20 protein-coding genes are annotated in these 17,820 nt (G+C 68.4%); 12 read left to right on the top strand and 8 right to left on the bottom strand.

Annotation, left to right across the window (positions count from 1 at the left end; translation table 11 throughout):
• Positions 1-75: 75 nt before the first annotated feature.
• The 3 genes from CXY76_RS11060 to CXY76_RS11050 form a co-directional block, all read right to left on the bottom strand.
• Positions 76-426, bottom strand: a complete 351-nt coding sequence (locus tag CXY76_RS11060) for a hypothetical protein (RefSeq protein ID WP_104164404.1) — start codon at positions 424-426, stop codon at positions 76-78.
• A 12-nt stretch (positions 427-438) separates the two neighbouring features.
• Positions 439-1,905, bottom strand: a complete 1,467-nt coding sequence (locus CXY76_RS11055; RefSeq protein ID WP_104164402.1) for a DHA2 family efflux MFS transporter permease subunit — start codon at positions 1,903-1,905, stop codon at positions 439-441.
• A gap of 77 nt (positions 1,906-1,982) precedes the next feature.
• On the bottom strand, positions 1,983-2,534 hold the full coding sequence (locus CXY76_RS11050) for a TetR/AcrR family transcriptional regulator (protein ID WP_104164400.1): 552 nt from the start codon (positions 2,532-2,534) through the stop codon (positions 1,983-1,985).
• Between the two features lie 152 nt (positions 2,535-2,686).
• Between CXY76_RS11050 and CXY76_RS11045 the strand changes: the two genes are divergently transcribed.
• Positions 2,687-4,105 carry an MFS transporter gene (locus tag CXY76_RS11045; protein WP_104164398.1) on the top strand — a complete coding sequence of 473 codons (1,419 nt, stop codon included), beginning with the start codon at positions 2,687-2,689 and terminating at the stop codon, positions 4,103-4,105.
• A 177-nt stretch (positions 4,106-4,282) separates the two neighbouring features.
• On the opposite strand, the gene CXY76_RS11040 is transcribed toward CXY76_RS11045, so the two are convergent.
• From CXY76_RS11040 to CXY76_RS11030, 3 genes are read right to left on the bottom strand one after another with little or no spacing between them, the layout of a single operon-like run.
• Positions 4,283-4,675, bottom strand: coding sequence for a hypothetical protein (locus tag CXY76_RS11040; RefSeq protein ID WP_233199710.1), 393 nt, complete (start codon positions 4,673-4,675; stop codon positions 4,283-4,285).
• Positions 4,672-5,142: a hypothetical protein gene (locus CXY76_RS11035; RefSeq protein WP_104164396.1), complete on the bottom strand. Its 471-nt coding sequence runs from the start codon at positions 5,140-5,142 to the stop codon at positions 4,672-4,674. Before CXY76_RS11035 ends, CXY76_RS11040 begins: the two co-directional genes overlap by 4 nt.
• Positions 5,139-5,726 (bottom strand): PadR family transcriptional regulator, encoded by a 588-nt coding sequence (locus tag CXY76_RS11030; protein ID WP_104164394.1) that lies wholly within the window; start codon positions 5,724-5,726, stop codon positions 5,139-5,141. The genes CXY76_RS11035 and CXY76_RS11030 overlap by 4 nt, the downstream gene beginning before the upstream one ends.
• A gap of 138 nt (positions 5,727-5,864) precedes the next feature.
• On the opposite strand from CXY76_RS11030, the gene CXY76_RS11025 reads away from it, so the two are divergent.
• Entirely contained in the window at positions 5,865-6,539 is a 675-nt protein-coding gene (locus tag CXY76_RS11025; RefSeq protein WP_104164392.1) for a TetR/AcrR family transcriptional regulator, read from the top strand.
• Positions 6,536-7,303: a DUF6544 family protein gene (locus CXY76_RS11020; RefSeq protein ID WP_104164390.1), complete on the top strand. Its 768-nt coding sequence runs from the start codon at positions 6,536-6,538 to the stop codon at positions 7,301-7,303. Before CXY76_RS11025 ends, CXY76_RS11020 begins: the two co-directional genes overlap by 4 nt.
• Before the next feature lie 99 nt (positions 7,304-7,402).
• Here CXY76_RS11020 and CXY76_RS11015 read toward each other — a convergent pair whose 3' ends face one another.
• Positions 7,403-8,320, bottom strand: coding sequence for an HAD family phosphatase (locus CXY76_RS11015; protein WP_104164388.1), 918 nt, complete (start codon positions 8,318-8,320; stop codon positions 7,403-7,405).
• A 234-nt stretch (positions 8,321-8,554) separates the two neighbouring features.
• On the opposite strand from CXY76_RS11015, the gene tatA reads away from it, so the two are divergent.
• From tatA to CXY76_RS10990, 5 genes are read left to right on the top strand one after another with little or no spacing between them, the layout of a single operon-like run.
• Complete coding sequence (tatA, locus tag CXY76_RS11010; RefSeq protein WP_104164386.1) at positions 8,555-8,788, top strand: Sec-independent protein translocase subunit TatA; 234 nt, start codon at positions 8,555-8,557, stop codon at positions 8,786-8,788.
• 6 nt (positions 8,789-8,794) lie between these two features.
• Positions 8,795-9,646 (top strand): twin-arginine translocase subunit TatC, encoded by an 852-nt coding sequence (tatC, locus tag CXY76_RS11005; protein ID WP_369826128.1) that lies wholly within the window; start codon positions 8,795-8,797, stop codon positions 9,644-9,646.
• Positions 9,634-9,966 (top strand): Sec-independent protein translocase TatB, encoded by a 333-nt coding sequence (locus CXY76_RS11000; RefSeq protein WP_233199709.1) that lies wholly within the window; start codon positions 9,634-9,636, stop codon positions 9,964-9,966. The genes tatC and CXY76_RS11000 overlap by 13 nt, the downstream gene beginning before the upstream one ends.
• Positions 9,963-10,565, top strand: coding sequence for a fumarylacetoacetate hydrolase family protein (locus CXY76_RS10995; protein WP_104164384.1), 603 nt, complete (start codon positions 9,963-9,965; stop codon positions 10,563-10,565). The genes CXY76_RS11000 and CXY76_RS10995 overlap by 4 nt, the downstream gene beginning before the upstream one ends.
• A 10-nt stretch (positions 10,566-10,575) precedes the next feature.
• Entirely contained in the window at positions 10,576-11,544 is a 969-nt protein-coding gene (locus tag CXY76_RS10990; protein WP_104164382.1) for an acetylxylan esterase, read from the top strand.
• Here the strand turns inward: CXY76_RS10990 and CXY76_RS10985 are convergent.
• Positions 11,541-12,224 (bottom strand): FadR/GntR family transcriptional regulator, encoded by a 684-nt coding sequence (locus CXY76_RS10985; protein ID WP_233199707.1) that lies wholly within the window; start codon positions 12,222-12,224, stop codon positions 11,541-11,543. The genes CXY76_RS10990 and CXY76_RS10985 overlap by 4 nt on opposite strands.
• Positions 12,225-12,512: 288 nt before the next feature.
• Between CXY76_RS10985 and CXY76_RS10980 the strand changes: the two genes are divergently transcribed.
• From CXY76_RS10980 to CXY76_RS10965, 4 genes are read left to right on the top strand one after another with little or no spacing between them, the layout of a single operon-like run.
• Positions 12,513-14,003: an ABC transporter substrate-binding protein gene (locus CXY76_RS10980; protein ID WP_369826127.1), complete on the top strand. Its 1,491-nt coding sequence runs from the start codon at positions 12,513-12,515 to the stop codon at positions 14,001-14,003.
• Positions 14,004-14,063: 60 nt separating this feature from the next.
• Positions 14,064-15,017: an ABC transporter permease gene (locus CXY76_RS10975; RefSeq protein WP_104164376.1), complete on the top strand. Its 954-nt coding sequence runs from the start codon at positions 14,064-14,066 to the stop codon at positions 15,015-15,017.
• Between the two features lie 2 nt (positions 15,018-15,019).
• Complete coding sequence (locus tag CXY76_RS10970) at positions 15,020-17,005, top strand: dipeptide/oligopeptide/nickel ABC transporter permease/ATP-binding protein (protein WP_104164374.1); 1,986 nt, start codon at positions 15,020-15,022, stop codon at positions 17,003-17,005.
• Positions 17,002-17,805, top strand: a complete 804-nt coding sequence (locus tag CXY76_RS10965) for an ABC transporter ATP-binding protein (RefSeq protein ID WP_104164372.1) — start codon at positions 17,002-17,004, stop codon at positions 17,803-17,805. Before CXY76_RS10970 ends, CXY76_RS10965 begins: the two co-directional genes overlap by 4 nt.
• Positions 17,806-17,820 lie beyond the last annotated feature (15 nt).

Here is a 17,820-nt window from a genome sequence, read left to right as displayed (position 1 = left end):
CCGCCTGAGCGGGCGCTGATTGCATGTGCACTCACCGTACTGCAGGTCTCGGCCAACCTGTCCGGTGAGGCAAAGTCAGCGCTGGCGCCGGTATAGCTTGACGAGCAGCACCGCCGCGACGGCGACGATCAGCGCGCCGAACACCGGATGCATGTCCTTCGACAGGCTCTGTGCGCCGTCCGGCCGCAGCACCCAGATGGCCAGTGGAGCGGCATAGGCCAGCGCGAGCAGGCCGGCCCACCAGCGCAACGCCCGGACACGCCTGTCACGCAGGGTGCCGACGAGCACGAGTGCCACGGGGATGACGGCGAGCATCGAGAACTGGCCGATGACCATGACGGGGATCGCCCAGAGCGAGATCTGCACGTACCGCGGGGCGCGGCGGGAGGTGGGAGCCAAGGGAGCGGGCGTGGGGATTGAGGACATGGTGGGATCCGTTCAGTTTGAGGTGGACGTGGACGTGGAGGTAGCGGTCGAACGGGCGATGCCCGCGACCCCGGCACCGATGAGGGCGAACGCCGCGGTGCCGAGGAACAGCCACGAGAAACCACTGGTCAGCGCTTCGGGCACAGCGGCTCCAGACGCTTCGAGCGCACCGGTACGGGCCGCCGCGAGGGAGGCGAGCAGCGCCAGGCCCAGCGCGCCGCCGATCTGCTGGCTCGTGTTGATGAGTCCACCCGCGAGGCCAGCCTCGCCGCCCGCGACACCGTCGACGGACAGTTGGGTGGCGGTGATGAAAGCGCCGCCGAGACCGACCCCGATGACGAGGCTGGGGCCGAGGATGTGCACGGCGAAGTCGGCGTCACTCGGCACCGCTGCCAGCCAGAGGAGGCCGGCCGCGAGAAGCAGCAGGGAGCCGATCAGCGTGCGCTTCATGCCCAGCCGGCCCACGAGTGCGGGGGCGATCCCGGCGACGAGCACCAGGGCGCCGGCGAGCGGCAGCTGGCTGAGGCCGGCGGTCAGGGCGTCGTAGTGGAGCACGGCCTGCAGGTACACCGAAAGGGCGAAGAACAGGGCCACCATCGCCGCGCCGAGCAGCAGCATCACGAGGTTGCCGGCGCTGAGGTTGCGGTTGCGGAACACGCCCAGCGGTACCAGCGGCTCGGCGGTGCGGCGCTCGATGACGATGAACGCGGCGCCGAGCGCGAGGGCGGCGGCGGCCAGGCCCAGGGTGAGCGGATACGCGAAGCCGACCGTCTCGATGCTGCTGAGCGCACCGACCGCGGCGACCAGCGCCCCCGTGATGGTGATCGCGCCGGGGAAGTCGAGCCGGGAAGGGGTTACGGCGGGGTCGCGGTTGATCAGGATCGGGATGGCGACGAGCACGAGCAGCCCCACCGGCACGTTGACGAAGAACACCGCCTGCCAGCCGAAGCTCGCGGTCAGCACGCCTCCGAGCAGCACGCCTGCCGCCGACCCGATGCCGGCCACGGCGCCCCAGATGCCAAGAGCCTTCGCCCGGTCGGTGCTCGCGGGGAACAGTTGGGTGAGCAAGGCCAGCGCCGCGGGGGCGAGCAGCGCGGCGGATGCCCCCTGCACGGCGCGGGCACCCAGCAGCATCCCGCCGGTGAGGGAGAGGCCCGCGAGGACGGAGGCTGCGACGAAGCCCGCGGTGCCGAGGAGGAACAGCCGACGGTGGCCGTAGCGGTCGGCTAGCCGGCCGCCGAGGAGGAGCAGGCCGCCGAACGGCAGCACGTAGGCGGTGATGACCCAGGCCAGGGCCACGGTGTCCAGGCCCAGCTGGCCGCCGAGCACGGGGAGGGCGATGTTGACGATGGACGCGTCGAGGACGACGAGGAACTGCGCCAAGGCCAGCACGGTGAGGGCAGCCCAGCGATGGCTGCTCCGCGGAGTCGGTGGGAGCGCCCCGGTGAGGGTGCGCGTCGGGCGGGTGATAGGGCTCATGATGGGTACCTTTCATGGAGAGAGTGACTGGCCACTCACTATTTTGGACAAACGAAAACGGAGCGGGTCCTGGCGGTTCAGGCGGGGTGGCGGATGCCGTGCGACAGGATCGTCGCCCACTCGTCGGGCACCGTGTCGATGCCGGCCGTGACGATGAGGTGGCAGAGCTGCCCATAGGCCACGAAGCGCTGCACGGCGCTGTCGCTCGCCCCTGAGCGGGTCTTGGCGAAGCGGGTCACCCTCTTCAGCCCGGCGCGGAGAGCCTGGCCGATCTCCGGGATGTCGGCGACGGACTGGGCGTGCACCTGGAGCAGCAGCAAGGTGCGGTCGCTGATGAGTTCTGCGTAGGCGCCGCCCATCGCGTCCAGCACCGCATCGGGCCCCTGGTCCGCCGCAGCGTCGGCCCCGGCCGCGAGTGTCTCGAGGATGCGCTCGAAGCAGTCGTCGAGCGCCGCCACGAACAGTCGTTCCTTGCTCGGGAAGAGCTTGAACACGTAGGCGGGGGAGATGCGGGCGTCGCGGGCGACATCGGCGATGGTGGTGCCGTGGTAGCCGCCGCGGGCGAATTCGCGCACGGCGCTCGCCGCGACGACGGGCATCCGCAGTTCGGCGGTGGAGAGAGTTGACATGAGAGTGACTGTACACTCACTCTCCCGACGTTCGCAAGTGGGTGTCTGGCAGGCCCCGCCAGTACCTGCTCCGACAGAACCTGTACCGATACCGCACCGGGGCTTTGACTGGAGTCACCCAACCGCACCGGTTCCCACGCGAAAGAAGCAGCATGACGACGACAGCCACCACGCCCCGCCCGACTCGGGTGCACACCGGCGCGATCCTCGCGATCATCCTGGTCAGCTATTTCATGATCATCCTGGACAACTCGATTGTGTTCACCGGCCTGGCCCGCATCCGGGACGACCTCGGCTTCAGCACCGCGGGGCTCTCCTGGGTGCAGAACGCCTACACGCTCGTTTTCGGCGGCCTGCTGTTGCTGGGCGCCCGCGCCGGCGATGTCTTCGGCCGACGCCGCATGTTCATTCTCGGCCTGTCGATCTTCGCGCTGGCCTCCCTGGCCATCGGTGCCGCGCCCTCGGCCGAGTGGATGCTCATCGCCCGGGCCGTGCAGGGAGTCGGCTCCGCGATCCTCGCGCCGGCCACCCTGTCCCTGCTCACCGCCAGCTTCGCCGAGGGACACGCCCGCACCCGTGCCGTGGCCGCCTATGGCTCCGTGGCCGGCATCGGCGCGAGCGTGGGCCTGGTGCTCGGCGGCGTGCTCGCCGACCTCACCTCCTGGCGGGTCGGCTTCCTGATCAACGTGCCGATCGGCGCGCTGATGATCATCGCCGCGCTGCGCTTCATCCCCTCGTCGACGCGCCAGTCCGGCCGGTTCGACGTGCTCGGCGCCATCACCTCCACCCTGGGCATGACCGCGCTGGTCTACGGCATCGTCCGCTCCGCCGAAGACGGCTGGGCCGACCCGCTCACCCTCGCGGCGGTCGCCGCCGGCGTGCTCTTGCTGGCCCTGTTCGTGCTCATCGAGTCCAAGGCGGCCCAGCCGATCATGCCGCTGCGCCTGTTCCGCAACCGGCAGCGCTCCGGCGCGAACGGCACCCGGATGCTCTTCCTCGGCGCCATGCTCGGCTACTTCTTCTTCATCACCCAGTACCTGCAGGGCGTGCTCGGCTTCAGCCCGTTGCAGGCCGGGCTCGGCTTCCTGCCGATGACCGTGGTGAACTTCGCCGTGGCGCTGGGCATCCCGCGGCTCACCCGCCGGTTCGGCAATTCGGCGCTGCTCGTCACCGGCATCGGCATCACCTTCGTCGGGATGCTCTGGCTCGGCCGGGTCGGCGTCGACAGCGAGTACCTCACCGCGGTCGCCCTGCCCATGGTGCTCATCGGCTTCGGCCAGGGGCTCGCCTTCGCACCGATGACCGCGGCCGGCGTGGCCGGGATCGAACCCCGCGACGCCGGCGCCGGCTCCGGCCTGGTCAATGTGGCGCACCAGCTGGGCGGCTCGCTCGGCCTCGCGGTGCTGGTGGCCGTCGCGGCCGGGGTGACCGGCGGCGGTGACAGTGCGGCCGCCGTGGCCCGGGAGGCCTCCGCTGCCCTCACGACCGGCGCGCTGCTGCTCGGGCTGGCCCTCGTCGTGGCCGCCGTCTTCGTGGTGGACCGGAAGCGGTCAGGGCCCCGCGTGAGGTGAGGTCCCAGCGACGCCGTAGCGGTCGCCCGCCGCGGACATCCGCCGCGGTCGCCCGCCTTCTCGCGGCACGGTTTATGCCCGGCGGCACACGGTATAACTCGTGCCGCCGGGACTATCGCGTGCCGCCGGGGCCGACGCGTGCCGCGAGCCGGGCCGCCCCGGGCCGCGCCGGGCGGGTCAGCCCAGGGCCACGAGCACCGTGAGGCCCGCCAGTACCGCGCACAGCGGCGCCATGGTCCACCGTTCCGGGCGCGACCGTGAGGCCGCGTTCAGCACGATGCCGAGCAGGAAGTACCCGGCCAGGACCCAGGTCGCGACTGTGACGACCCCGGGCCACGGGATGACGTCGGCCAGCCCGGCCCGCTGCAGCACCAGCACCGCGAAGATCAGGTAGAGACCGATCGAGGTGGCGCTGCCCAGGCGTTTGCGGATCGGCAACACCCGGTCCTGGCCGCCCCAGGCGAAGTGCCCCAGCGGCGCCCCGGCGATGAGTGCGGCCTGGAAGACGATCAGGCCGGCCATGAGCACGCAGAAGACAGCGGCCGCGCCGGTCGCCACCGCGTCGCTCACGGCCGCGCCCCCGTCGGCTGGGCCGGCTGCCCCGCGCGGTCGCTGAGTGCCAGAAGCAGCGTCAGCCCGAACAGCACCGCCGTGAACGGCGCCCAGCCGAATCGTTCCCAGGGGCTGGACGAAGCCAGGTTCATGAGCGCGCCCAGCGCGAGATACCCCACCAGCGCACAGGTTCCCCAGCGACTCAGCGCGGATGGCACGCGCACGATTGCGAGCCCACCCCGAGCGAGCACGATGACGGCTGCGGCAATCCAGATGACCGCGCTCACGGCGGTGACCATCCGCAGCTCGGCCGGCAGGGCGCCGGCGTTCGCGCCGCCGAGCGCGGCGGCTCCGAATGGTGCACCGAGCGTCAGGCTGATCTGGAAGGCGACCACGATGAGGAACCCGAGTGCGACGGCAACCGCGGTCTGCCGCCGGGGGAAGAGGCGGTCGCGACGTCGCGAGGCCGTCGAGATGGCGCTCATGAGTGCTCCCGCGCGGGCGCGGCAGCGGGCGTGGCCGCGGGCGAGGCCGCCGACGCCAGGCCGTCGAGAACTCCCAGCGCCTCATCCGCCCAGGCGAGCGAGGCGCGCGCGGCATGCTCGCCGGCCAGCACGGTGAGCAGGATGTACGGCGCATCCGGTCCGGTGTCGGCCTGCAATTCCTCGCGGATGCGGCGCATCTCGGCGAGTTCCGCCTCGGCCGTGGCCCGCGTGTCCGCCACCAGCTGGCGGCAGGCCTCCTCGCCGAGCTGGCGTCCGAAGAACAGCCGCAGCAGCACACCGTTCCGCGGTTTCGGCATCACCGGCGTCTCGGCGAGCAACTCGCGCAGGCGCTCGGTGCCCAGCGGCGTGAGGGCGAACGTGGAGGAGCCGGCCCGGAGGGCCGCCTGGCGCTCGATCAGCCCGTCGCGTTCGAGCGCCGTGAGCGCGGGGTAGATCTGCCCGAAGCTCTCCGCCCAGAAATGCCCGAGGGCATCCCGGATCTGCTCCCGCAGGGCATAACCCGTCATCGGGGCGATGCTGAGGCCGCCGAGGACGGCCATTTGGGTCTGGTCTGACGTTGCCATGAACAGGCTCCCTCTATCTTCTAGATATATCTATCAGATATACGAGGGGAAAGCGAGCCCCTGCCGCAGATCGTTCCGCCGCACATCGATACACTCGTTATAACGTTACGAGCCGTAACGTTATTGGAGGGAACAGTGATGACACCGGACGAGATGGCCACCGGGCCGCAACGCGGGCACGCGCGGGAGCGCGGGCGACCGCGGCATCCCGACATCGATGCGGCCATCATCGCTGCGGCGCTCGAGATGCTCGGTGAGGTCGGCTACGCCGGCTTCAGCATCGCCGGCGTCGCCCGGCGGGCCGGGGTGGGCAAGCCGACCGTGTACCGACGGTGGCCGCAGAAGTCCCAGCTCGTTGTCGAGGCGATGGCCACGCAGATGCCGGGGGAGACCGGCGTGCGCGTCGGCAGCGTCGCCGAACAGCTCCTCGACTACGCCACCCGGCTGTCGGTGACGCTCACGCAAACGCCGCTCGGTCGGGTGCTGCCCGGGCTCGTCGCCGCGATGGCGACCGACCCGCAGCTCGCCGCGAGCTATCGCACCCTGATCGTCGAGCCCACCCGACGGCTGTGGCGGGATGCGGTGCAGCGCGGCATCACCACCGCTGAACTGCTGCCGGACACCGATGTCGAGTTCGTGCTCGACGCGTTGGCCGGCCCGCTGTACGTGCGGGCGCTCATCACCGGGGCACCCGCGGACCCCGACGCGCCCCGGCTCGCCGTGCAGCTCGTGCTCGCCCGCTACGGGATGGCGCCGGCCCACGGCGCGCCCCGGCACCCGTACCGCACCGCGAACGCCAGGGCCACGACATGAGGGCCAACCACGTGCCGGCGGAAGCCCGGCAGGTGAGCGAGGCGTGGCACCAGCTGGCCGCCCGCCCCGCCCCGACCGAGGTCTTCGCTCCTGAGCTCGTGGCGCAGCTGCCCGAACCCGCGCGGCGCTGGCTGATTCACGCCATCCCCACGGGCACACCTCTCTCGGGCTCGGTGCAGGTGACCATGCGCGGCGAGATCAGGCTCGGCGCCTGGCGGCGGTTTTCCGCCCGTCAGGTCATCGTTCCCGGCGCCGGTTATATCTGGGCCGCGACGGCTTGGGTGGCCGGCCTGCCCGTGCGCGGCTTCGACCGGTTCAGCGCCGGCACGGGCGAGATGCGCTGGCGGATGCTCGGGCTCTTTCCCGTGGTGACCGCCGTCGGCGCCGACGTGGCCCGCAGCGCCGCCGGGCGCCTGGCCAGCGAAATCGTGCTCGCCCCCACCGGCTTCCGCTCGGCGGTCTGGACGGTCGGCCGTTCGGCAGATCACGTCATCGGCACCTGGCAGATCGACGGCGAAGAGGAATCCGTCGAACTGGGTATCGGGCCGCGGGGCGAGGTGCAGTCGGCGTTCCTGTCACGCTGGGGGAATCCCGGTGGGGCACCGTTCGGACGATATCCCTTCGGTTGCACAGTGCATACCGAGCAGCAGCACGCGGGTCTGACGCTGCCGGCTACCTTGACCGCGGGCTGGTGGTGGGGCACCGCTCGGCAGGATGAGGGTGAGTTCTTCCGCGCGCGCATCACCGCGGTGCTGCTGAGCTGAGGCCTGGGCCCGCAGGCGGGTCACCGGGTTTCGACAGGCTCAACCAGCGGACGACAGGCTCAACCAGCGGACGACAGGCTCAACCAGCGGACGACAGTCTCAACCAGTGAAGGGCGAGCCGGGGCTGACGCCGAAGACGGTGGACCAGTCGTCTTTGATGCTCACCACGGTCCAGCCGAGCTCGGCGGCCCGGGCGAAGGCCTTTTCGGCACCGGAGGTGTACCCGAATTCGCGCTGGTCGTCGTCGTGCCGAACGATCAACGCAAATTTCGCCGATTCCAGCATCTCGATGTCGACATCCGCATTGCCGCCGGCGAAGACGGGCAGCCGGCCCGTCTGGGCGAAGATGTGCTCCGGCTTGCCGGGGCCGATGTCGAGTCCGCCGAGCACGGATTCGGTCCGGACGATCGTGCCGTCGACGTATCTGTAGTCGGCCGCGGTGCCGATCACGTTCTCCTTGTAGATGCCCCAGGTCTCTTCGGCGAAGGTGCGCATGAAATCCCGTCCGCCGCCGGAGCAGACGAACACCCGGAAGTCGTGGGCCTTGAGGTACTCGATCAGCTCGAGCATCGGCCGGTACACGAGGTCGATGTACGGCACGTCGAACTTGGGCTGCTTGACGGTCTCAAGCCAGACCCGCACCTCGGCGTCGAAGTCGCCCGGGGTCGCACCCGCCCACGAGCGCCCGAATGCGGCGAGCAACGCCGCGATGGTCTCCGGGTCCTGCGCCAGGACTCGGCCGAAGAAGGACCTGTCGCGCTCCACGAGCGCCTTGTAGGGCTGGATATCCGCCAGTGAGGGGTCGGCCGCCACCTCCGTGCCCCACTTGCGAAAGACGAAATCGAACTGCGGGGGAACCGGCTGCTCCGACCACAGCGTGCCGTCATTGTCGAACGCGGCAATGCGGTCGGCCACGTCGACGAAGCCAGGTCCGGGGGTGGTCGCCGTGGTCACGAAGGCACGCACGGCACGCTCCGCCGGTCCGTCGGTCCAGCTCGGTAGGTCGCTGCCGGTCATCGCTCGGCTCCTCTCAGGCAAACGGCGAGCCGCGGATGCCGCGGCGTGTCCGATGAAGACCCTTCACCCGTAATCGAAGATGCGCCTCATCGCCTTGGGGTGAAGCTCAGGGTGAAGCTCGGCGCGAACTCAGTGCGAACTCGGCCAATGATCCGCATTCCCTTGCATTCCCGACGAATTCCAGTAGCGTATGACGTCAGACGTTCTACATCCCGCACACGAGAGGCGAAAATCATGCTTGCAAACCTCACCGGATGGCACATGGTCATCATCCTGGCGATTGTCCTGCTGTTGTTCGGCGCCCCCAAGCTCCCGGGCCTGGCCCGCAGCGTCGGTCAGTCGATGCGCATCTTCAAGAGTGAAGTCAAGACGCTGAAAGACGACGACACGGATGGGACTGACACGGGTGCGACCGACACTGTCGCCGAGCCCATCCCCCTGCCGACGCGCGCCTCCACCCGGATCTGACCCATTGTGACCACCGTCACGAAGGTGAAGTCCGCCCGCGACGGGAAGATGACGCTGGGCGGACACCTGATCGAGCTGCGCAAGCGCATCACCCGGGCGGCCATCGGGATCCTGCTGGGCGCGATTGTGGGCTGGATGGTGTCCGAGCCCGTGCTCGACGCGCTCCGCGTGCCGATCGGCAACATCGCCCAGGCCCAGGGGCGCACCTCAGAGCTGAACTTCACCACCATCTCGGAGGCATTCGACCTGCGGATGCAGATTGCCGTCACCGTCGGCGTCGTGATCTCCTCGCCGATCTGGCTGTACCAGATCTGGGCATTCTTCATGCCGGGCCTTGCCCGCCGGGAGAAGCAGTTCGCGATCGCCTTCGTCGCCTCCGCGGTGCCGCTGTTCCTGGCCGGCTGCGCGGCGGGCTGGTTCGTGCTGCCCAACATGGTGGCCCTGCTCACCTCGTTCGCGCCGGAGGACTCGGCGGCGATCATCAGCGCCAAGGGCTACTACGACTTCGTGCTCAAGCTCGTGGTCGCCATCGGCATCGCCTTCGTGCTGCCGGTGTTCCTGGTGCTGCTCAACTTCGCCGGCGTGCTGAGCGCCAGATCGATCCTGGGCTCGTGGCGGATCGCCATCGTCGTGGTGATCATCTTCACGGCCGTCGCGACCCCCGCCGCTGACGTGATGTCGATGTTCATGCTCGCCGTGCCGATGATCTTCCTGTACTTCGTGGCCGGTTTCATCGCCTGGATCCACGACCGGCGGGCCCGAAAGGCCGCCGACCGGATCGACCAGGAACTGGCCGGCCTGTCGATGACCGGCCGGCGGTCGACAGCAGCGAAGGAGTTTCCTCCATGTTCGGATTGACGTTCGACAAGCTCATCATCATCGCGATCATCGCCGCCTTCCTGCTCGGCCCCGAGCGCATCCCGCACTACGCGGCCATGCTCGGCCGGTTCGTGCGCAAGGCCAAGGAAATGGCCGACGGAGCCAAGGACCGTCTCAAGGACGAGATGGGCCCTGAGTTCGACGACATCGACTGGAAGAAGCTCAACCCCCGCCAGTACGACCCCCGCCGGATCATCCGCGATGCCCTGCTGGACGACACGCCGCACGACCCCGTTACCCCCTTGCCCGGCACTCCCTCTATGCCCGTTACCCCCTCCATGAAAGGCTCCACCCCGTGAAGATCGCCCGCACCAGCACCCCCGGCCTCGTCGTAGGCATCGGCCACAACGCCGACCCGCGGGCGGCCCTGCCCGTGCAGGCCTGGCTCAAGTCGGTGCGCACGGTCGCGAACGACGGTGACGAGATCGTGCTGGCGGCGGATGCGGGAACCGTCGTGGCGGAGGGCGAGCTCGCGGTTGTCATCGGCCGCACGGCCAGCCGGCTGACGGTGGAGAACGCTCTCGAGCACGTGCTGGGCTACACGATCGTGAACGACGTGACCAGCGCCGAGCGCAACGCCGTTGACAACAAGAACTTCGAGAGCAAGGCGGGCACCAACTACACCCCGCTCGGCGCCTGGATCGAGACCGAGATCGCCGACCCTGAGAACCTCGAGATCATCGTCGAGGTCAACGGCCAGGTCGTGGCCAGCTCAGGCACCTTCAACCTGCCCTCCCGGGTGGTCGACACCCTCGTCTACGTCACCCGGTGGATGACCCTCGAACCCGGCGACGTGGTGATGACAGGCTCACCGAACACCGCGGCCGCGCTCAGCCCCGGCGACGAGGTGGCGATCACCATCCCCGAAATCGGCACCCTGCGCAACACGGTTCGCTGAGAGCGCCCGCATGCTGTTGGACCTGCCCGAAGCAGAGTTGCACGACTACCGAAGCTCGCAGGTGGACCCGGCGGATTTCGACGAGTTCTGGGCCGAGACCCTGCGCTCCTCCCGCCGGCATCCACTGGCGCTCGAGGTGCGGAAGATCGACGCCGGCCTGGCCACCCTCGACGTCTACGACCTCACCTTCTCGGGCTTCGAGGGGGAACGGATCAAGGCCTGGCTGCGGGTGCCTGCCGGCACCGAGGATGCCCTGCCCACGATCGTGCAGTTCCACGGCTATGGGCGGGGCCGCGGCGACGCCATCGAGAACCTGCTCTGGGCATCCGCCGGCTACGCGCACCTGGAGCTGGACACCCGGGGCCAGGCCTGGAGCGGCTCCCGGGGGAGCACCCCCGACAGTTCGGGTTCTGGACCCCAGGTACCCGGGTTCCTCACCCGGGGCATCGACTCGCGGGAAACCTATTACTACCGGCGCCTGGTCGTGGACGCCGTGCGCCTGGTCGATGCCGTGACCGAGTTGCCGATCACGGACCCGGAGCGGGTCATGGTCACCGGCATCAGCCAGGGCGGCGGGCTGGCCCTGGCCGTGGCCGGGCTCGTGCCCGGCCTGCGGGCGGTGGCCGCGCGGGTGCCGTTCCTGTGTGACTTCCCGCGGGCGATCATGATCACCGATTCCGACCCCTACAAGGAGATCGCTAACTACCTGTCCTGGTACCGCGGCAAGGCCGAGGCCGTGCTGCGCACCCTGTCGTACTTCGACGGGGTCAACTTCATCACCCGCGCCACCGCGCCGGTGTGGCTGTCCGCGGCGCTGATGGATCCGATCTGCCCGCCGTCGACGGTGTTCGGTGCCTTCAACGCCTACGAGGGCCAGAAGGAGATCACGGTGTGGCCGTTCAACGGCCACGAGGGCGGCGGGGTCGACGACGAGCAGCTGGTGCTGGACATCGCCCGCCGGAGCCTCTCGGGCGGTTAGCCGGCGGCGGTCTGCAGCTTCGCCTTCTCGAGGGAGCGACGTAGCGGCTGGTAGTGCGCGATGACCGCGGCACGATAGGCGTCGAGGTCGCCGGCCTTGGCCGCATCCAGCATGGCGCCGTGCGCGCGCGCCGTGTCGTCGATGTCGGTGGCCGGGGCGATGCCGAGCTTGGGGTACAACACGGTGTTGATCTCCCAGAATGCCGTGACCAGCTGGCCGACCAGGGTGTTGTCCAGGTAGGCCAGGAGCCGGGTGTGGAAGGCCAGGTCTTCTTCGGCGAAGGAGGTGCCGGTCGCGCTCTTGGCCACCATGGTCGCCACCAGGCCTTCAAGGATTTCGTCGGTGCCGCCGTGCAGCGCATCGATGATCTGCTGGGCCATGACGGTGTCGAGAGCCTCCCGCACCTCGATCACCTCGCGGAGCGCCGCGAAGTCATCCTGCGGCCGGAGCACGCCCCGGAAAACGAGCCCCTCCACCAGGGGAGCCAGCGAGAGCTGGCCGACATAGGTGCCGTAGCCGTGTTTGACTTCCACGATGTCCAATGCAGCAAGAGTGCGAATCGCCTCGCGAACGCTGGACCGGCTAACGCCCAGTTCAGCGCAGATTTCGGTTTCGGTGGGCATCAGGTCACCGGATTTGAGCCCCTTGGTCAAGATGAAATCCTTGATCTGGTCGGTCACGGAACTGCGTTTCCGAGAGGTTTCGGATGCGAAAACTCCAGATTTCGACATGTCATGTTTTGGCATCCGGCGCTTGACCTTTCACTCGAGTGTGTATAACTTCAGTTTATCACGTAGGACGTCTGACGTCTGATTTAGCTTTCCGATCACAAAAAAACGAGAGGCAATCTGATGCTCCAAGAATCACTTCAGGGGAAGACTAGCCGTAGGGTCTTCCTCCAGGCCGCAGGCGCCATGGGTTTGGTGGCGACACTCGCCGCCTGCAGCGGGCCCGCGTCTACCAACAGCGTGGCACCGACCAGCTCCGAGGGCCCCGGCATTGACAAGAACGGAACCATTGAGGCGGGCATCTCCTACGCCCTCTCCACCGGTTTCGACCCGATGACCACCACCGGCGCCGTCACGGTCGCCGCCAACTGGCACGTGCTCGAGGGCCTGGTCGAACTCGACCCGGTCACCCGCGAGGTGTACGCGGCACTTGCCGCCGACCTGCCCACCGTGAGCGGCAAGACCGTCACCGCAAAGCTGCGTGACGGTGCAGTCTTCCACGATGGCACTCCGGTAACGGCAGACGACGTCGTCTTCTCGTTCCAGCGCGTGCTTGACCCGGCGAACGCGTCGCTCTACCTCACCTTCCTCCCGTTCGTCGACTCGATCAGCAAGGTCGACGCCAGCACGGTGAAGATCACGCTCAAGCAGGAGACCGCCCTCGCTCTGGAGCGCCTCTCGGTCGTCAAGATCGTTCCCAAGGCTCTGGTGGAGGCCGACAAGGTCGCCTTCGACTCCCTGCCCACCGGAACCGGTCCGTACAAGATGCTGTCGGCCGTCAAGGACGACAAGATCATGTTCGAGCGCTTCGACGACTACACCGGCGCCCGCCCGGCCCTGGCCGCGGCGATGACCTGGAACCTGCTCTCGGATGCCGCCGCCCGCGTCACCGCCGTGCAGTCCGGTCGGGTGCAGGCCATCGAGGATGTGCCGTACATCGACGTCGCCTCGCTCAAGGACGCCACCGTGGAGTCCGTGCAGTCGTTCGGCCAGCTGTTCATGATGTTCAACACCTCGGTCGCCCCGTTCGACGACAAGCGCGTACGCCAGGCGTTCCGCTACGCCATCGACTACGAGAAGCTCATCAACACGGGCATGCTCGGCCAGGCCACCGCGGCCACCAGCTACCTGCAGAAGGAGCACCCGTCGTACCAGAAGGCCAAGACGGTCTACACCTACGACCTGGCCAAGGCCAAGAAGATGCTCAAGGCCGCCGGCGTCGACGGACTGTCGATCACGCTGCTGGCCACCGACACCAGCTGGGTGAAAGACGTTCTGCCGCTGATCAAGGAGGACCTCGACGCCGCCGGCATCGCCACGACCATCGACTCCAACCAGTCCGGTGCGCAGTACAAGACCGTCGACGAGGGCAACTACACGGTGATGGTCGCCCCCGGTGACCCCTCGGTGTTCGGTAACGACGCCGACCTGCTGCTGCGCTGGTGGTACGGCGCCGCGACGGTCTGGCCCACCAAGCGGTACCGCTGGGCCGACTCCGCGGAGTTCGCCACGCTGACCGGCTACCTCGACGACGCCATGGCGACGTCCGATCCCGCCGAGCAGAAGAAGCTGTGGGGCAAGGCCTTCAACCTCATCGCCGACGAGTGCCCGGTCTACCCGCTCGTGCACCGCAAGCTGCCGACGGCCTGGAACGAGGACGCCATCACCGGCTTCAAGCCCGTGGCCTTCACCGGCCTGTCCTTCCTGGACGTCGCGCGCACCGCTGAGTAATCCACCCGGGGGCCGGCCCGTGGCCGGCCCCCACCCCATTTCTTTTTTGAGGAGACAATTGTGACCGCGTTGCTCAGGCTCATGGCCCGACGAATCGCCGTGCTCCCGATTATGATCCTGGGCATCACCGCCCTCGTCTTTTTCGTTATGCAGCTCGCGCCGGGAGATCCGGCCATCAACGCCCTCGGGGAGAGCTCGTCGGAGACCGCCAGAGAGGCCTATCGCGAAGACGCGGGCCTCAATGACCCTCTGATCGTGCGCTACCTCACCTTCCTGGCCAATCTGGTGCAGGGCAACCTCGGCGTCACGGTTCCGCCGGCCAGCAAGGTGACCACCCTGATCGGGTCGGCCTTCCCCCTCACCGTGCAGCTGACCATCATGGGCCTGCTGATCGCCGTGGTGCTCTCGCTCACGCTCGGTGTGACCGCGGCACTGTACCGAGACCGCTGGCCCGACCAGGTCATCCGGGTGGTGTCCATCGCCGGAATCGCGGTGCCGTCCTTCTGGCTCGCGATCCTGCTCATCCAGAACTTCGCCCTGGGGCTGGGCTGGCTGCCCACCGGCGGTTACGTCAACATCAACGACTCCTTCACCGGCTGGCTGGGCACCATGATCCTGCCGGCGATCTCGCTGGGCATCCCCGTCGCCGCTTCCCTCACCCGGGTGGTGCGCACCTCGATGGTCGAGGAGCTCGACCGGGACTACGTGCGCACCGCCATCGGCAGCGGCCTGCCGCGCAGCGTCGTGGTGAGCCGGAACGTGCTGCGGAACGCGCTCATCACCCCCGTGACGGTGCTCGGCCTGCGGGTCGGCTACCTCATCGGTGGTGCCGTCATCATCGAGGTCATCTTCGACCTGCCCGGCATGGGCAAACTCATCCTCAACGGTGTGACCAACAACGACATCAACCTGGTGCAGGGCGTCACCCTCACCGTGGCGCTGGCCTTTGTGCTCGTCAACATCGTCGTGGACATGCTGTACCTGCTCATCAACCCACGGATTCGGACGGTGTAACGATGCGTCGATCACTCAACGCGCGACTGAGCGTGCCGGCCCAGCGCTTCGGCGCCATGCCGCGCGGCTCCAAGGTCGCCCTCGCTTTCTTCGGTCTCGTCGTGCTCCTCGCGGTCCTCGCGCCGGTCATCGCCCCGTTCGACCCACTGAAGTCGGGCATCCCGGCGCTGCCGCCCTCGTTCGAGCACCTCTTCGGCACCGACCGCAACGGCCGCGACATCTTCTCCAGGCTGCTCTACGGCGCACGGTTCTCCCTGGCCATCGGCCTGGGCGCCACGTCGCTGGCTCTCATCGCCGGTGCGATCATCGGGTCGATCGCCGCCACCGCATCCAAGTGGCTGAGCGAGACCATCATGCGCATCCTCGACATCATCATGTCGTTCCCCGGCATCGCCCTGGCGATCGTCTTCGTCGCCGTGTTCGGCAAGGAGCTGCCGATCCTGATCTGCACGATCGCGTTCCTCTACGTTCCGCAGATCGCCCGGATCGTGCGCGCCAACGTGATGGCCCAGTTCGGCGAGGACTACGTCTCCGCCGAGCGCGTGATGGGCGCCCGGCTTCCGCACATCCTGTTCTGGCACGTGGCCCGCAACTGCGCGGCCCCGATCATGGTGTTCGTCACCGTGCTCGTGGCCGACGCGATCGTCTTCGAAGCGAGCCTGTCGTTCATCGGCGCCGGCGTGCAGGACCCGGCCCCGTCCTGGGGCAACGTGATCTCCTCGGGCCGCAACCTGCTGCTCAGCGGCGGCTGGTGGGCCACCTTCTTCCCCGGCATGCTCATCCTGATCACGGTGTTGTCGCTGAACATCCTCGCCGAGGGACTCACCGACGCCCTGGTGAAGCCGGCCACGAAGAACGCCAAGGCCGTTGCGGCCGTGTCGGCGGCCGACAGCGCCACCACCACAACGGCCTCCGTGGTGGAGGTGGCCGCGGCATCCGTGCCCCTCGAGCTGCACCTCGCCCAGCTGCGGCTGATCGAATCGACCCGCACCGACCGACTGGTGTACACCGGTGATGCGGCTCCACTGCTGGAGGTGAAGAACCTGAGCATCCGCTTCCCGAACCGGCACGGTGACATCGCCATCGTCGACAACGTGAGCTTCTCGGTTCGCCCCAGCGAGACGATGGCCCTGGTCGGCGAGTCCGGCTGCGGCAAGAGCATCACCAGCCTGGCCATCATGGGACTGCTGCCGGACACCGCCGAGATCACCGGGCAGATCCTCTTCGAGGGTCGCGACCTGTTGACCATGCCGCGCAAAGAGCGCCAGGCGCTGCTCGGGCACGAGATGGCGATGGTCTACCAGGATGCGTTGAGCTCGCTCAACCCGTCGATGCTCGTCAGCAGCCAGCTCGGTCAGCTGATCAAGCGCGGCGGCACCCGCAGCGCCAAGGAACTGCTCGAACTCGTGGGCCTGGACCCCGTGCGCACGTTGAAGAGCTACCCGCACGAGCTGTCCGGCGGACAGCGCCAACGCGTGTTGATCGCCATGGCGCTGACCCGGGACCCCAAGCTGATCGTGGCCGACGAGCCCACCACCGCGCTGGACGTGACGGTGCAGGCCCAGGTCATCGACCTGCTCAACGACCTGCGGGAGAAGCTCGGCTTCGCGATGGTGTTCGTCAGCCACGACCTCGCGTTGGTCGCGGAGCTGGCGCACCGCATCACCGTCATGTACGCCGGTCAGGTGGTGGAGTCCGCTCCGACCACGGCGTTGCTGATGAGCCCCCGCCACGAGTACACCCGGGGCCTGCTCGGTTCGGTGCTGTCCATCGAGGACGGCGCCACCCGGCTGCACCAGATCCCCGGCACGGTGCCCTCGCCGCGCGACTTCGCCACCGGCGACAGGTTCGCACCGCGGTCAAGGAGCGGCGACGCGGTCCGGGCCACCCGGCCTGAGCTGCGGCCGGTCACCGGCACCCTGCACCTTGTGTCCACCCACAACGATGCCCTGCTGGCACCGGATGACGAACTGGAGACCGCGCGATGAGCACCGGCAACGAGATTCTGCGGCTCGACGATATCCACGTCATCCACACCGCCCGCACCGGAACGCTGTTCCGCCGGGACAAGGTGCACGCCGTCAACAGCGTGAGCCTCACCCTGAACCGCGGCGAGACCATCGGCATCGTGGGTGAGTCCGGCTGTGGCAAGTCCACCCTCGCCCGGGTGATGGTCGGGCTGCAGGAGCCGACCAGCGGCACGGTGTCGTTCAAGGGACAGAACATCGTCAAGCGCGACCGGGCCACCGCCCGGGCGTACGGCAAAGCGGTGTCCATCATCTTCCAGGACCCCTCCACCGCGCTGAACGCCCGCATGAGTGTGCACGACGTGCTGATGGACCCGCTCCGGGTGCACGGCATCGGCACCCTGGCGCAGCGGGAGGCGCGGGTGCGGGAGCTGCTCGACCTCGTCGGGCTGCCCGCCTCCACCAGCGACGTGTTCCCCGGTCAGGTTTCCGGCGGCCAGCGTCAGCGTGTGGCCATCGCCAGGGCGCTCGCGCTCGAACCCGACATCATCATCGCCGACGAACCGACCAGCGCCCTGGATGTGTCGGTGCGCGCCCAGATCCTCAACCTGTTGAGCGACCTGAAGGTGGGTCTCAACCTCGGCATGGCGTTCATCTCGCACGACATCCAGACGGTGCGCTACGTCTCCGACCGGATCATCGTCATGAAATCCGGACGCGTCGTCGAAGAGGGACCCGCCGAGCAGGTCTTCACCACCCCGACCGATCCGTACACCCGCACCCTCCTCGGTGCGGCCCCCAGCCTTCTCATCCATAACTAAAGAAATCAGGAGCAA

The sequence above is a fragment of the Cryobacterium sp. N22 genome, from assembly GCF_002929555.1.
In the GTDB taxonomy this organism is placed as follows: domain Bacteria; phylum Actinomycetota; class Actinomycetes; order Actinomycetales; family Microbacteriaceae; genus Cryobacterium.
This window is presented reverse-complemented; position numbering and strand designations above follow the sequence as displayed.